Here is a 12,929-nt window from a genome sequence, read left to right as displayed (position 1 = left end):
GGGGCCCCCCCCGGCGGGCCCCCCCGCCGCCCGGGGTGGCGGGGGGGGGGGGGGGGCCCCGCCCCACGCCGGCGAGCAGGCGCAGGTGACCCGGGTCAGCGCCGCCTCCGACAGCGGCCGCTGGTGGCTCGTGGCGCTGGTCGTTCCTCTGCTCGGCATGGCCCTGCTCGCCGGCCTGCGTCGGCGTCGTCGACGCCGGGCCACGGCGTGACCCGGCGCGCACTGCCGCTCGTCCTGGTGCTGCTCGCCGGGGCGCTGGCCGGCTGCACCGACCCGGCCGCCGAGGCCCGGCCGGGCACACCTGCCTCCTGCGGCCCGGTCACCGCCACCGTGGGCGACGCCGACGTCACCCCGCTGACCCCGCCGCCGGCCCCGGCCCTGCCGGCCACCGTCACCTCCACCGACGGCGTCGTCACCACGGTCACCGACGCCACCCGCATCCTGCCGGTCAACCTCTACGGGTCGATCGCCGAGATCGTGTTCAGCCTCGGCCTCGGCGGCAACGTCGTCGGCCGGGACACCTCGACCACCTACCCCGCCGCCGCCCACCTGCCGGTGGTCACCCCGGCCGGGCACGACCTGTCCGCCGAGGCGGTGGGCGCGCTCGCCCCCCCGGGGAGCCGCGCCGACGCCCGCCTCGGTCCCCCCGAGACGCTGCGGCAGCTACGCGCCGCCGGCATCCCGGTGGTCCTGGTCGCCGCCGAACAGACCCTCGACGCCGTCCCCGGGCACGTACGGGCCGTCGCGGCGGCGCTCGGCGTCGGCGCGGCCGGCGACCGGCTGGTCACCCGGATCGAGGCCGACATCGCCGTCGCCCGCGCCGGTGTGCCCGCCGACGCCGCCCCCCGGGTCGCCTTCCTCTACCTGCGCGGTACCGCCGGGGTCTACCTGATCGGCGGGCGGGGCGCCGGCAGCGACGCGATGATCGAGGCCGCCGGGGGAGTGGATGCCGGCAGCGCGATCGGCCTGGCGAAGTTCCGCCCGCTGACCAGCGAGGGCCTGATCAACGCCGCCCCGGACGTGATCCTGGTGATGAGCGGGGGACTGGAGTCCGTCGGCGGCGTCGACGGCCTGCTCAGGCTCCCCGGGGTGGGGCAGACCCCGGCCGGGGCCGCCCGCCGGGTCGTCGACATGGACGACGGCGTCCTGCTCACCTTCGGCACCCGCTCCGGGCAGGTGGTCCGGGCGCTGGCCGACGCGTTGCACTGCCGGGGCCCGCGATGACCGTCACCGGCACCCGCCCGGCCACCGGCGACACCGGGACCGGCCGCCCCCGCCGTCGGGTCCGGCGCGGCCCGGTCCTGCTCACCGGGCTCACCGCCGGTCTGCTGCTGGTCGCGCTGGTCGCCGCCGGCCGGGGGCAGGTGGCCGTCGCCCCGGCGGAGGTGCTCGGCTCGGTGCTGCACCGCCTCGGCCTGGACCTCGGCCCCCGGCCCGCCGCCGTGCACGGTGAGAGCGCACTGTGGCTGGTCCGCTTCCCCCGGGTCGCGCTCGCCGCCGTCGTCGGCGCGGCGCTCGGCTGCGCCGGTGCGGTCATGCAGGGGGTGTTCGGCAACCCGCTGGCCGAGCCGGGCGTCATCGGTGTCTCGGCCGGCGCGGCGGTCGGCGCGGCGCTGGCCATCGTCACCGGCGTCACCGTGCTCGGCGGTTGGACGGTGCCCGCCGCCGCGTTCGCCGGTGGCCTCGCCACCACCTGGCTGGTCTACCTGCTGGCCCGCTCCGGCGGCCGGACCGAGGTGGTCACCCTGGTCCTCACCGGCGTCGCGGTCAACGCCGTCGCCGGGGCCGCCATCGGGCTGCTGATGTTCGTCGCCGACGAGTCGGGGGTGCAGGCCATCGCCTTCTGGAACCTGGGCAGCCTGGCCCAGGCCAACTGGTCGGCGGTCTCGCTGGCTGCGCCGTGCCTCGCGGTCGGGCTGCTCGCCACCCTCGTCGACGCCCGCCGGCTGGACCTGCTGGCCCTGGGCGAGAAGTCCGCCCGGCACCTCGGGGTCGACGTGGAACGGCTGCGGGTCCGGATGATCGTGGTCACCGCGCTGCTCGGCGCGGCGGCGGTCGCCTTCACCGGCATCATCAGCTTCGTCGGCCTGGTCGTGCCCCACCTGGTGCGGATGGTCGCCGGCCCCGGGCACCGGCTGCTGCTGCCGGCCAGCGCGCTCGGCGGTGCGATCGTGGTCGTCGCCGCCGACCTCGCCGCCCGTACCCTCGTGGACTATCAGGAACTACCGTTGGGGGTGCTCTCCGCCGTCGTGGGTGGACCCGCCTTCTTCTGGCTGCTGCGCCGCACCCGCGACCGCGCGGGAGGCTGGGCGTGAGCGGGCAGCCGGCGGGCACGCGCGGTGGGAGGGCGTGGTGAGCGTACGGGAACGCCGGCGTCGGGGGCCGCTGCGGCTGCTCGGCCGCCGGTCGACGCCCCGGGTGCCGGCCCCCACGACGCCGGGCTCCACCCGGGTCCGGGCCACCGGGGTACGGGTCGAGCGGGCCGGCCGACCGGTGCTCGACCGGGTCGACCTCGCCATCCGCGCCGGTGAACTGCACGCCCTGGTCGGCCCGAACGGCGCCGGCAAGTCCACCCTGCTGGCCGCCGTCAGCGGTGACCTGCCGCTCGCCGCCGGCACCGTCGAGGTCGACGGCCGGCCGCTGGCGCAGTGGTCGGCGGTGGAACTGGCGATGCGCCGCGCGGTGCTGACCCAGCGCAGCACCCTGAGCTTCCCGTTCGCCGTGGCCGAGGTGGTCCGGATGGGCCGGGCACCCTGGGCCGGCCGACCCGAGGAGGCCCACGACGACGCGGTGGTGGCCGAGACGATGCGCCGCTGCGACGTGATCCGGTTCGCCGCCCGGCCCTTCCCGTCACTGTCCGGTGGCGAGCAGGCCCGCGCCGCGCTGGCCCGGGTGCTGGCCCAGCGGGCCGGGGTGCTGCTGCTCGACGAACCGACCGCCGCCCTCGACCTGCACCACCAGGAGCTGGTCATGCGGATCGCCCGGGACCGTGCCGCCGCCGGGGACGCCGTCGTGGTGGTGCTGCACGATCTCGCCCTGGCCGGCGCGTACGCCGACCGGGTCACCCTGCTCGCCGACGGGCGGGTCCGGGCCGCCGGCCCGCCCGACACGGTGCTGACCGCGCCCCTGCTCAGCGAGGTCTACCGGCACGACATCGAGGTCGTGCCGCACCCCGACACCCGCCTGCCGCTGGTCGTGCCCCGCCGTCGGGGCCCGGCCCGGAACACCTGCGTCACGGAGGAATAGATGGACACCCCACCCCTGCCGTTCTCGGCCCGGTTGCGGGCCGCCACCCAGGGCGCCCACGCCGCCGCCGAGGGCCAGCAGTACGTCACCGCCCTGGTCGCCGGTGAGCTGGACCTCGCCGGGTACCTCGACCTGGTGGTCCAGCACCATGCCCTCTACCAGGCGTTGGAGTCGGCCGCCGAGGCGATGCGGGCGGACCCGGTCGCCGGGGGTTTCGTCGACGACGCGTTGACCCGGCTGCCCGCCCTGGAGGCGGACCTCACCGAGCTGGCCGGGCCGGACTGGGCGCTGCGCACCGCACCGCACCCGGCCACGGTGGCCTACGTCGACCGGATCCGGGCCGTGGCCGGCACCTCCCCGGTGCGGTTCATCGCCCACCACTACACCCGCTACCTGGGTGACCTCTCCGGCGGGCTGTACATCGGGCGGGCGGTGGCCCGGCGGTACGGCCTGACCGACGGGTCCGGGGTGGCCTTCTACGCCTTCGACCGGATCACCCGGCCGAAGGCGTACAAGGAGGCGTACCGGGCCCGGTTGGACGCACTGGCGTTGAGCCCGGCCGACGAGGCGGCGCTGCTCGACGAGGTGCTGGTGGCGTACCGGCACAACACGGCGGTGTTCGCCGCCCTGGCCCGGCACGTGCCGGACGGCCCGCAGATCACGGAGGCGGTCGCGTGACCGGGCAACCGTTCGACGCGGACACGGTGGCGGCGGTCAGCCGCCACATGAACGACGACCACGCCGCCGACTCGCTGCTGATCTGCCGGACCCTCGGCGGCTGCCCGGACGCCACCCGGGCCCGGGTGACCGGGCTCGACGCCGACGGGATGGACTTCGCCGTCACCCTCGACGACATCGAGGTGCCGGTGCGGGTGCCGTTCGCCCGGCGGCTCACCGAGCGGGCCGAGATCCGCCGCGAGGTGGTCCGGATGTACGAGCAGGCGTGCGCCGCGCTCGGCGTCCCGCCCCGTCGGGCCGGCTGAACAGCCGGCTGCTCAGGGGGCGGCTCAGTCGCGGGTGAGCTGCTCCGGCAGCGGCTTGGTGTGCAGGATCACCAGCTCCCCGACGGCCCGGGTCAGGGCGACGTAGAGCCGGTTCATGCCCCGGGGTTCGGCGGCGACGATGTCGGCGGGTTCGACGAGCACCACCCGGTCGTACTCCAGGCCCTTGACCTGGCTGACCGGGACCGCGTGCAGGGCTTCGGCCAGGTGGTCGGGGGCGATGACGGTCCCGGTCTCCCCGGCCACGGCCGTGGCCAGGTCGTCGACCCGGCGGATCTCCAGGCTGCCGCCGGGCCGGAACGACCGGGTCGGCGCGATGCCGGGCGGCAGGGCACGGGCCGCGAAGTCGGCGATGGCCTCGGGCACCCGGTAACCGGTGGGCAGGTCCAGCGTCCGGGCGGTCCGCTTGCCGAGCCGCTGCACCAGCTCCGGCCACGAGTCGGCGGCCAGCGGGTGGGTGGCCTGACCGAGGTCACCCACGATGGTCATCGAGGCGTACTCGGCCCGGCGGGCGATCATCCGGCACTCCATCGGCGACAGGTCCTGCGCCTCGTCGAGGATGACGTGCTGGTAGGCGTCCGCGACGGGCTCCTCGGCCTCGGCCACCGGCAGCGGCTCGGCCAGCACCGGAACGTAACCCTCCTCGCCGTACGGGTCGACGCCGTCGACCCAGCCCACCACCTGGTGACCCTCCCGGAGGATGATCGCCGCCGCCCAGCGCTGGGCACCCCAGTGGCCGCTGTCCAGCGACTGCCCGGACTGCGCCATCGGGGTGGCCAGGCCGGGGGCGAAGAGCTGCCACCCGTCGGCGAGGCTCGGGCTCAGCACGAAGGTCTCCGCCAGCCGGATGCCGCTGCGTAGTTCCCGGCGCTGCCACTCGGGTCGGACCTCGGTGACCTGTGGCGGTCGGCCCAGGATCTCGGCCAGCTCGTCGAGCAGCGGGACGTCGTCCACCGACCACTCGCCCCGCTGGGCGGGCAGGACGTCCTGCGGGGTCAGGGTCGGCCACCAGGCGGTCAGGAAGGCGTCGGGGATATCCCGGCCGGGCAGCAGTTCCGCGAGCACCGTCGCGGCCTGCGGCCGGGCGGCGTTGGGGGTGATCCCGGCGGCCTCGCACCGGCGGCGGACCACCCGGCGGGCCCGCGCCAGGTCGTCGGCGTCGAGACCCCACAGCCGGTTCGGCACGTTCGGCGGGGTGTCCCAGGCCAGGTCGGTCAGCACCCGCACCATCCGCAGGTCACCCTTGGTGCGGGCCACGTCGGCGCGGTCCCGCCGGGTCGCCACGACACCGTCGAACAGCTCGCCGACGGCGCGCAGGTGGACGCTGTCCTCGCCGAGGCCGGGCAGCACCCGGCCGATGTACTCGGTGAACACGGTGGACGGGCCGACCACCAGCACCCGGCCGTCGGCGTACCTGCCCCGGTCGCGGTAGAGCAGGTAGGCCGCCCGGTGCAGGGCCACCTGCGTCTTGCCGGTGCCCGGACCGCCGGTGATCAGGGTGACACCGTGGGTCGGTGCGCGGATCGCCTCGTCCTGCTCGCGTTGGATGGTCGAGACGATGTCGCGCATGTGCGCGCCGCGTTCCCGGGTCAGCGACGCGAGCAGGGCACCCTCGCCGACCACCCCGTCGACGGGCGTGGCCGACAACACCTCGTCGTCGAGGCCGACCACGGTACGTCCGGAGCAGGTGATCACGCGGCGACGGGTCACCCCGAGCGGTTCGCCGGGGGTGGCCCGGTAGAACGGTGCGGCGGCGGGGGCCCGCCAGTCCACCACCAGGGGCTCCCGGTCGGCGTCGCGGACCCCCAGCCGACCGATGCGGTACGTCTCGTCGTCGTCGTAGTCGAGCCGGCCGAAGACGATCCCCTCCTCCTGGCCGTCGAGGTCGGACATCCGGGTGGCGGCACCCAGCACCATGGCGTCCCGCTCGACCAGCCCGGTGGCCGGCCCGCCGCCGGCCCGCCGACGCCCCTCCTCGCCGAGCTGCCTGGCCTGCGCGCGCATGACCTCCAGGCGGGCGTACACCTGGTCGACCACCTGCTGTTCGATGGCGATCTGCCGGGTCGTCTCGGACACGGGCCCCCCGATCTCTGCGCCGGGCCCCGCAGCCCGGACCGGTCGAGAGTAGGCCCGGTACGGGGTGGCAAAAATCGTCATCCGGGACGATCCGGACGGCTTGACCGGCCCATATGATGAATGTGGCGCACCCGGGAGGACGACGTGATCCGGTGCCGTTCGGGGTCGGCAGACCGGCCGGACGGTCCTCCTCCCGGCGGGGTCGCGTCGCCTACGCTCGCTCTCGCGCCGGACCGGTGGCCGGGGAGCGCACCTCGACCCGACGCGGTACGGCGTGCCGCCGCCCACCGTGGTCGCCGGCGGTCACGGGTACCGGGCGGGAGGCTGGGCATGGTGGTCACGGGTGGTCCGCAGGGCGGGGTGGCGGTGCCGGCGGTCAACCGGCGCAGCGGCGTGGCGGCCACCGTCGGCGCGGTGGTGGCGGTGCTGCTCCTGGTCGTGCTCGCCCTGGCGGTGGCGCTGGTCGGGATGTTCCTGCCGATGGCGGCCGACGGCTGCGGCACCGAGGGCACCGAGGGCCTGCTGATCTGCGGGCCGGCCGGTCAGCTCGTGGTGCTGGGCGCTCCCACCGGGGGTGCCCTGCTCGGGGTGCTGCTCGCTCTCGTCGGCTTCCTGCCGATGCCGTTGCGGCACCGGCGGGCCCTGTTCATCGGCGTCGGTTACCTGGTGGTGCTCGGCGGGCTGGGGGTGGCCTTCCTGGTGGCGTTCAGCGGGTGGTGACGGGTCAGCGGGTCTTCTTCGTCGCCCGTTTGCGGGGCGGGGTCAACAGGTCGGCGATCGCGGCGATGGTGGACGGCACCGTGCGGTAGTACGCCCAGACCCCCCGCTTCTCGCGTTCGATCAGCCCGGCCTCGGTGAGGATCCGCAGGTGGTGGCTCACCGTCGGCTGGGACAGCCCGAGCGGCGCGGTGAGGTCGGTGACGGACGCCTCGCCCTGCGGGGCGGACTGGATGAGACTGAGCAGTCGTAGGCGGGCCGGGTCGGCGAATGCCTTCAGCACTCCCGCGAGCCGTTCCGCATCGGCACGTTTGATCGGCTCACCGGTCAACGGCGAGACAGCAGGCGTGTTCGTTTTCGCAGCTCCCACGTCCGCCATCATGGCAGCCGGAGTCGGGTCGGACCGGGGGATCGCCGATCGGCCGCCACGAATTTCGCGGATCGGGTGACAGTGACCGGCGCGTCGGCCGACCGTTGGTCGCGGCGGGGACGGCGGGCCGCGGCCGGTGGACGGGATGCGCTCCCGCCCACCGGCCGCCGGGTTTCCCCGCCGCCCGCCGGGTCCGTGACCCTCCCGGCGGTGACCTGTCCGGCCGTGCCCGGCCGGTCTTACCCAGCCGGCCGTGGCCGGGTCGGTCAGCGGGCGGTGCAGGTGGGGGTGAGCCCGGATCCGCTGCCGTTGCCCTGGAAGCCGAACTCGGTGACCTGGCCGGGGGCGAGTTGGCCGTTGTAGTTGACGTTGGTGAAGCGGACCGTTCCGGTGCTGCCGCTGGCGGTGGCGTTCCAGGTGTTGGTGACGCTCGCGCCGCCGGGCAGGGTGGTGCTGACCGTCCAGCCGGTGGTGCCGGCGGACCCGGCGGTCACCCGCAGGGAGGCGGTGAAGCCGCCGTTCCACTGGTTGACCGACACGGTCGCGGTGCATCCGGCACCGCCGGGCGGGGGCGTGGTCGGGGTCGCCGGGGGCGTGGTGGGGGTCGCGGGCGGGGTGGTGGTGGGCGGCGGGGTGGTGGGTGGCGTGGTGCCGTCGAACTGGGTGAAGAAGTTCCACACCACGGGCCGGGTCCAGGACTTCTCACCGGGGGCGTACACGTCGGCGGTGCCGTCCACGGCGTTGGGGGCGTGCCCGCCGTCGAACGGGGCCCAGGCGACCGGGTAGCCGGCCCGGCAGCCCGAGTAGTAGGTGACGGTGTGGGTCAGGCTGCCCTGCGCCGGCTCCGGGGGGTTCTGCGGGGTGCAGCCGTTGTTGCGGACGAACCGGTCGCGCAGCGACCGCCCGGTCGAGATGGGCAGCACGTTGTCCCGCAGGCCGTGGATGCCGATGTACGCGATCGGCTGGGTGCCGCCGTTGCAGCCGCTGAGCTGCCCGCCGGAGTAGACCGCGACCGCGCGGAAGGCCGAGGCGCGGGCGCAGGCGATGGCGTAGCTCATCCCGCCGCCGTAGCTGAACCCCATGGCGAAGCGCTGGGTGGTCTCGACGCACAGCGCGGACTCGATCTGCCGCATCATGTCGTCGACGAAGGTCAGGTCCCGGTCGCCGGTGTTGGCCCAGCCGTTGCCGATGCCCTGCGGGGCGACGAAGATCGCGCTGTTGTTCGCCAGGGCGCGGATGCCGTAGTAGGACCAGGGGTAGCCGCTGGTGCCGCCCGAGTCGACGTCGTTGGCGGTGCCACCGTTCCAGTGGAAGCCGAAGATCAGCTTGTAGGGGTGGTTGCGGTCGTAGTTGTCGGGGATCCGCAGGATGAAGGTGCGGTTCTGGCCACCGCTGGAGATGGTCCGGGTGCCGCTGGTCAGCGTCGGCGTCTTGCCGCATCCGGCGGTCGCCGCGAGCGGGGCGGCGTCCTTGGCAAAGGCGACGGGCCCGGTCCCGGTGGTGATCGCGGTGCCGCCCAGCGCGAGGGCGAGCGTCGCCGTTGCCGCGACGACGCCGGCCACGAGTCGGTGTCTCGACATCAGGAGAACTCCTTCGACATCAGGGTGGTGGTGGGGGCGCGACCGGCCTGCCCGACTCCGACGGCGGCGGCGGCCCCGGTGGTGATCCCGGCCGTGCCGGTGGGGGCCACCGGAGCGGGACAGGTGATCACATTCATCGATGATTACGAACGTAATCCGTATGACGTATGATGTCAACTAACGGGTGGTCGGCGGTGCGCCTCCGGAGGGGGTCCGTGGTGCGCCGGTCCGCAGCCCGGCCGGGGGATGCGCGGGGTGCTCGAACATCGGGGCCTGCCCGGCGTCAGCGGTTCACCAGGTCAGCGGCAGGGTGTTGACGAACCGGGTGAGCGCGCCGGCGATGAGCTGGTCGTCGCGGCGGGAGGGATGCCAGTCGCAGCCGAGCTTGTCGAGCCCCAGGGCGTTGTCGTCGTAGTAGAGCGACCGGATCCGGGTGTCGCCCCGGCTGGCGCGGGTCTGCACGATCTGCTGGACGGAGCTGGCCAGCGCGGTGGTGGGGGACAGGTCGGGGTAGGTGAGCACGATGAACGTGTCGGGCCCGTACCGGCTGCGCAGCTTGTCGAGGAAGGCCAGGTAGGCGGTGCGGAAGTCGGCCGCGAGCTGGTCGATGGTGGCCCACCGTTCGCCGGGGTTGAGGGCGGTGGAGAAGTCGTTGATGCCCAGCCCGACCACCACCAGTTGCGGCTTCCAGGTCGCCGGCTTCTGCCACACCGTGCTGTTCCACAGGGCCTGGAGATCCGTCTCGTAGTAGGTGCGGAAGTTGTCGGTGCCCCCACCGTTGTAGTTGCGTACCATGCCGAGCCCCGACCAGGCGGTGAGCTGGTAGTCGGCGTTCAGGCTCTGCGCGGTCAGGGCGCCGAAGGTGACGTCGGCGTTGGAGTTGCGGGTCACCCCGCCGTTGCCGGAACAGTCGCGGGTGGTCGACATGTTGCCGTAGCCGGCGGTCCACGAGTCACCGATGAACTCGATCTGCCGGCTGCGGGGGGCGGGCTTCGCCAGGATCGCCCCGCCGGCGGCGGGGACGAGGCCGCCGAACTCGCCGACGGCCCACGGGCTCTCGGTGCGCTTGACCAGTCGTACGGTGTGCTCGCGGTCGGCCAGGTTACGGACCCAGTAGGTGGTCCGGCCCGGCGTGACCAGGGTGGCGACGGTCGCGCCGTCGACCTGCACGAGGTAGTCGTTCTGCGAGTCGTTGAGGACGAGCCCCACCCCGGTGCCCCGGAACCGCCCCTCGAAGTAGATGCCGGGCCAGGTGTACTGCGCGCTGCCGTCGACCGCCCTGACCCGTCCCACCGTCGTCGTCTGGTCGAGCGCCCCCGTCGCCGGCGGCGGTGTGGTCGGGGGCGGCGTGGTGGGCGGAGGCGTGGTGGGCGGCGGCGTGGTCGGTGGTGCGGTGGTCGGGGGCGGCGTGGTCGGCGGCGGCGTGGTGGTCGGTGGTGCGGTGGGCCCGGTGGTACGCCCGGTGCACGGCACCCCGTTGAGGGCGAAGTCGACAGGCACCGGGTTCGCCGAGTTGTTCCAGGACGCGCCGAAGCCGAACTGGGCGCTCGCTCCGGTGCCCAGGTTGCCGTTCCAGTCCACGTTGCCGACGGTGACCCGGCCGGCGGACTGGGTCGCCGTGCCGTTCCACCACTGGCTGATCACCTGCCCGGCGGTGAAGGTCCAGGTGAGCCGCCAGCCGGTGAGCGGGTCGCCGAGGTTGGTGACGTCGACGTTCGCGCCGAATCCGCCCGGCCACTGGCTGGTCACCGTGTAGGTGACCCGGCATCCGGCCGCCGCCTGGGCGGGGACGGTGCCGACGAGGGCGGCGGTGGCGACGACGGTGGTGGCGGCGCACAGCGACACCGCCAGTCTGAGCCGGGAACGCGTGGGTCCCATGAATGATCCTCCCGCAGGGGTGGGGCGGCGACGATTGTCGGCCGCGTCGACGAGGCGGCTCCGCCGGCGGGAGGGGTGGTCCCGGTCCGGGGGCGAATGGCCGCGTGGTGCTGGCGTGGTGTACGGCGGACGGCGATGTGCCGTCGGCCGGCCCACCCCGGTCGTACGGTGTCCCTCGGCCCGCAGCCAGCCCGGCCCCGCTGCGGATTATCCCGTCCGGATTCGACCTCCGTCAATCGATCAGGTCGTCGGCCGGTCGGACCCCGGGGGTGACCCGAGGAGCAATGCAATGAGAGTTGTCTATATTGACGTCCGGCGTGGAAGGGCGCAGGATCGCGGCACCACCCCCGTGATCCGCCCTGGGAGGCGTCATGCCCCGTTCCCGCCGGCCGCTGCTGCGGACCGCCACCCGGATGCTCGCGTTCGCCGCCGCCACCGCCGGTGTGCTGGCCGCCGCCGCGCCCGTCAGCGCCGCCGTCCCCACCGGACGCTACGTCGCCCTCGGCGACTCGTACACGTCCGGCCCGTTGATCCCCACCCAGGTCGACCTGAACTGCCTGCGCTCCAACCGCAACTACCCGTCCCTGGTCGCCGCGTCCGCCGGCTCGTCGCCGTTGGTCGACGTGAGCTGCTCCGGGGCCACCACCGACGACATCCGCTACGGCGGCAACGGCTCGCTGGGCCGGCCGCTGCCCCCGCAGCTCGACGCGGTCACCGCGGACACCACCCTGGTGACGGTGCAGATCGGCGGCAACGACATCGGTTTCTCCAGCATCATCAGCGACTGCGCCCAGGCGAGCTTCAGCAGCCCGCTCGGCTCGCCCTGCAAGAGCCTCTACACCGCTGGCGGCACCGACCAGTTGCAGGCCCGGATCACCGCCACCGCCCCGAAGGTCACCGCCGTGCTCCAGGCGGTCCGCCGGGCCGCGCCCGGGGCCCGGATCGTGGTGCTCGGCTACCCGGCGATCGTGCCGGACTCCGGTTACGGCTGCTGGCCGCTGGTGCCGATCGCCTACCAGGACGTGCCGTACCTGCGGGGTGTCGCCACGTCGCTCAACGCCATGCTGGCCGGTGCCGCCGCCGCGAACGACGCCGTCTACGCCGACGTCTACACCCCGTCGATCGGGCGGGACACCTGCAAGAGCAGCGGCACCCGGTGGGTGGAGGGCCTGGTGCCGGAGAACGCGGCGGCGCCCTTCCACCCCAACGCCCGGGGTGAGCAGGGCATGGCCACCGCCGTGCTGGCCACGCTGGACAACTGACCCGACCGTAACCCGCTCCCGCCGGTACGCCCGTTGCGTCCGCCCGGCGGGGACCCCCGGTCCTGAGCTGTCGGATCCCGAGGTCGGGGCCGACGTCAGGACCGGGGGCCCTGCCGTTGCGGGGGACACCCGTCAGGCCACGGCGCATTCCTGGCCGTTGAGAGTGAACCCGGTCGGCTTGGCGTTCGCGCCGGACCAACTGGAGATGAAACCGAAGTTCGCGCTGCCACCGGGGCTGATGGTGCCGTTCCAGCCGACGTTCGTGGCGGTGACCTGGGCTCCGCTCTGGGTGTAGGTGGCACCCCACGCCTGGTTGAGCTGCTGGCCGTTGGCGAACGACCAGCCCAGGCTCCAACCGTTGACCGCCGTGGTGCCGGTGTTGCGGACGATCACCTCGGCCTGGAACCCGTCCGGCCACTGGCTGCTGATCGCGTACGTGACCTGGCAGGACGCGGTCGACGGCGGCGGCGTGGTCGGAGCCGGGGTGGTCGGGGCCGGGGTGGTCGGGGCCGGCGTGGTGGGGGTGACGGTCGGGGTGGGGGTGCTGGTCGCGCCGCTGACCCGGTAGACGACCGTGCCGTGCGACGGCACGCTGGCCGAGATGGTGCCGGTGCTGGTGGTGCTGGCGTTGGTCCAGGCGTCGACCAGGGTGAAGGACGACCCGGACTTGCCGATGGCGGCGGTGGTGGTGGTGATTGTGGTGGTGGAGCTGCCTTGGTTGAACAGGGCGACGGCGATGTCGCCGTTGGCGAGTCGTTTGGCGAGTACTCGGCGGGTGCCGTCGAAGGAGATTTGGGTG

Annotated in this window: 13 protein-coding genes and 1 pseudogene; 8 read left to right on the top strand and 6 right to left on the bottom strand. The window is 74.3% G+C overall.

Going from position 1 to position 12,929, the window contains the following annotated elements; all coding sequences use genetic code 11:
- The 6 genes and pseudogenes from ACOJTC_RS13835 to ACOJTC_RS13810 all read left to right on the top strand — a co-directional run.
- Positions 1–211: pseudogene (locus tag ACOJTC_RS13835) on the top strand (hypothetical protein); the annotation flags it as partial.
- Positions 208–1,224 (top strand): heme/hemin ABC transporter substrate-binding protein, encoded by a 1,017-nt coding sequence (locus tag ACOJTC_RS13830; RefSeq protein ID WP_420117155.1) that lies wholly within the window; start codon positions 208–210, stop codon positions 1,222–1,224. The pseudogene ACOJTC_RS13835 and the gene ACOJTC_RS13830, both read left to right, overlap by 4 nt.
- Positions 1,221–2,315: a FecCD family ABC transporter permease gene (locus ACOJTC_RS13825; protein WP_420117154.1), complete on the top strand. Its 1,095-nt coding sequence runs from the start codon at positions 1,221–1,223 to the stop codon at positions 2,313–2,315. Before ACOJTC_RS13830 ends, ACOJTC_RS13825 begins: the two co-directional genes overlap by 4 nt.
- Positions 2,316–2,352: 37 nt before the next feature.
- Positions 2,353–3,246: a heme ABC transporter ATP-binding protein gene (locus ACOJTC_RS13820; protein ID WP_420117153.1), complete on the top strand. Its 894-nt coding sequence runs from the start codon at positions 2,353–2,355 to the stop codon at positions 3,244–3,246.
- The gene (locus ACOJTC_RS13815) at positions 3,247–3,924 is read left to right on the top strand and encodes a heme oxygenase (biliverdin-producing) (RefSeq protein WP_420117152.1); all 678 of its coding nucleotides are present in this window, start codon (positions 3,247–3,249) and stop codon (positions 3,922–3,924) included.
- Positions 3,921–4,229, top strand: a complete 309-nt coding sequence (locus tag ACOJTC_RS13810) for a DUF2470 domain-containing protein (RefSeq protein ID WP_420117151.1) — start codon at positions 3,921–3,923, stop codon at positions 4,227–4,229. The genes ACOJTC_RS13815 and ACOJTC_RS13810 overlap by 4 nt, the downstream gene beginning before the upstream one ends.
- 24 nt (positions 4,230–4,253) lie before the next feature.
- Here the strand turns inward: ACOJTC_RS13810 and ACOJTC_RS13805 are convergent, their stop codons facing one another.
- Positions 4,254–6,323: a HelD family protein gene (locus ACOJTC_RS13805; RefSeq protein WP_420117150.1), complete on the bottom strand. Its 2,070-nt coding sequence runs from the start codon at positions 6,321–6,323 to the stop codon at positions 4,254–4,256.
- Positions 6,324–6,653: 330 nt separating this feature from the next.
- Between ACOJTC_RS13805 and ACOJTC_RS13800 the strand changes: the two genes are divergently transcribed.
- Positions 6,654–7,043, top strand: a complete 390-nt coding sequence (locus ACOJTC_RS13800; protein WP_420117149.1) for a hypothetical protein — start codon at positions 6,654–6,656, stop codon at positions 7,041–7,043.
- A gap of 4 nt (positions 7,044–7,047) precedes the next feature.
- On the opposite strand, the gene ACOJTC_RS13795 is transcribed toward ACOJTC_RS13800, so the two are convergent.
- The 4 genes from ACOJTC_RS13795 to ACOJTC_RS13780 form a co-directional block, all read right to left on the bottom strand.
- Positions 7,048–7,419 (bottom strand): ArsR/SmtB family transcription factor, encoded by a 372-nt coding sequence (locus ACOJTC_RS13795; RefSeq protein WP_088647720.1) that lies wholly within the window; start codon positions 7,417–7,419, stop codon positions 7,048–7,050.
- Between the two features lie 257 nt (positions 7,420–7,676).
- Complete coding sequence (locus tag ACOJTC_RS13790) at positions 7,677–8,990, bottom strand: cellulose binding domain-containing protein (protein WP_204923186.1); 1,314 nt, start codon at positions 8,988–8,990, stop codon at positions 7,677–7,679.
- The gene (locus ACOJTC_RS13785) at positions 8,990–9,127 is read right to left on the bottom strand and encodes a hypothetical protein (RefSeq protein ID WP_420117148.1); all 138 of its coding nucleotides are present in this window, start codon (positions 9,125–9,127) and stop codon (positions 8,990–8,992) included. The genes ACOJTC_RS13790 and ACOJTC_RS13785 overlap by 1 nt, the downstream gene beginning before the upstream one ends.
- A gap of 154 nt (positions 9,128–9,281) precedes the next feature.
- A complete protein-coding gene (locus tag ACOJTC_RS13780; RefSeq protein ID WP_420117147.1) occupies positions 9,282–10,868 on the bottom strand; it encodes a cellulose binding domain-containing protein in 1,587 nt (528 codons plus the stop codon).
- 371 nt (positions 10,869–11,239) lie between these two features.
- Here ACOJTC_RS13780 and ACOJTC_RS13775 point away from each other — a divergent pair, with 371 nt between their 5' ends.
- Complete coding sequence (locus ACOJTC_RS13775; protein WP_204923183.1) at positions 11,240–12,130, top strand: SGNH/GDSL hydrolase family protein; 891 nt, start codon at positions 11,240–11,242, stop codon at positions 12,128–12,130.
- Between the two features lie 132 nt (positions 12,131–12,262).
- Here ACOJTC_RS13775 and ACOJTC_RS13770 read toward each other — a convergent pair.
- On the bottom strand, positions 12,263–12,929 hold a 667-nt coding region (locus ACOJTC_RS13770), incomplete at its 5' end, for a cellulose binding domain-containing protein (protein ID WP_420117146.1).

The sequence above is a fragment of the Micromonospora sp. genome (assembly GCF_048594385.1).
Classification (GTDB): Bacteria; Actinomycetota; Actinomycetes; order Mycobacteriales; family Micromonosporaceae; genus Micromonospora; species Micromonospora wenchangensis.
The sequence above is the reverse complement of the archived record's forward strand: the minus strand, read 5'-3'. Positions and strand labels throughout refer to the sequence as shown.

Bases quoted from the DNA above. Each gene is read 5' to 3' on its own strand.
- ACOJTC_RS13815 (WP_420117152.1), top strand. From the start codon at position 3,247: ATGGACACCCCACCCCTGCCGTTCTCGGCCCGGTTGCGGGCCGCCACC.
- ACOJTC_RS13775 (WP_204923183.1), top strand. From the start codon at position 11,240: ATGCCCCGTTCCCGCCGGCCGCTGCTGCGGACCGCCACCCGGATGCTC.
- ACOJTC_RS13785 (WP_420117148.1), bottom strand. From the start codon at position 9,127: ATGAATGTGATCACCTGTCCCGCTCCGGTGGCCCCCACCGGCACGGCC.
- ACOJTC_RS13800 (WP_420117149.1), top strand. From the start codon at position 6,654: ATGGTGGTCACGGGTGGTCCGCAGGGCGGGGTGGCGGTGCCGGCGGTC.
- ACOJTC_RS13795 (WP_088647720.1), bottom strand. From the start codon at position 7,419: ATGGCGGACGTGGGAGCTGCGAAAACGAACACGCCTGCTGTCTCGCCG.
- ACOJTC_RS13790 (WP_204923186.1), bottom strand. From the start codon at position 8,990: ATGTCGAGACACCGACTCGTGGCCGGCGTCGTCGCGGCAACGGCGACG.
- ACOJTC_RS13780 (WP_420117147.1), bottom strand. From the start codon at position 10,868: ATGGGACCCACGCGTTCCCGGCTCAGACTGGCGGTGTCGCTGTGCGCC.
- ACOJTC_RS13825 (WP_420117154.1), top strand. From the start codon at position 1,221: ATGACCGTCACCGGCACCCGCCCGGCCACCGGCGACACCGGGACCGGC.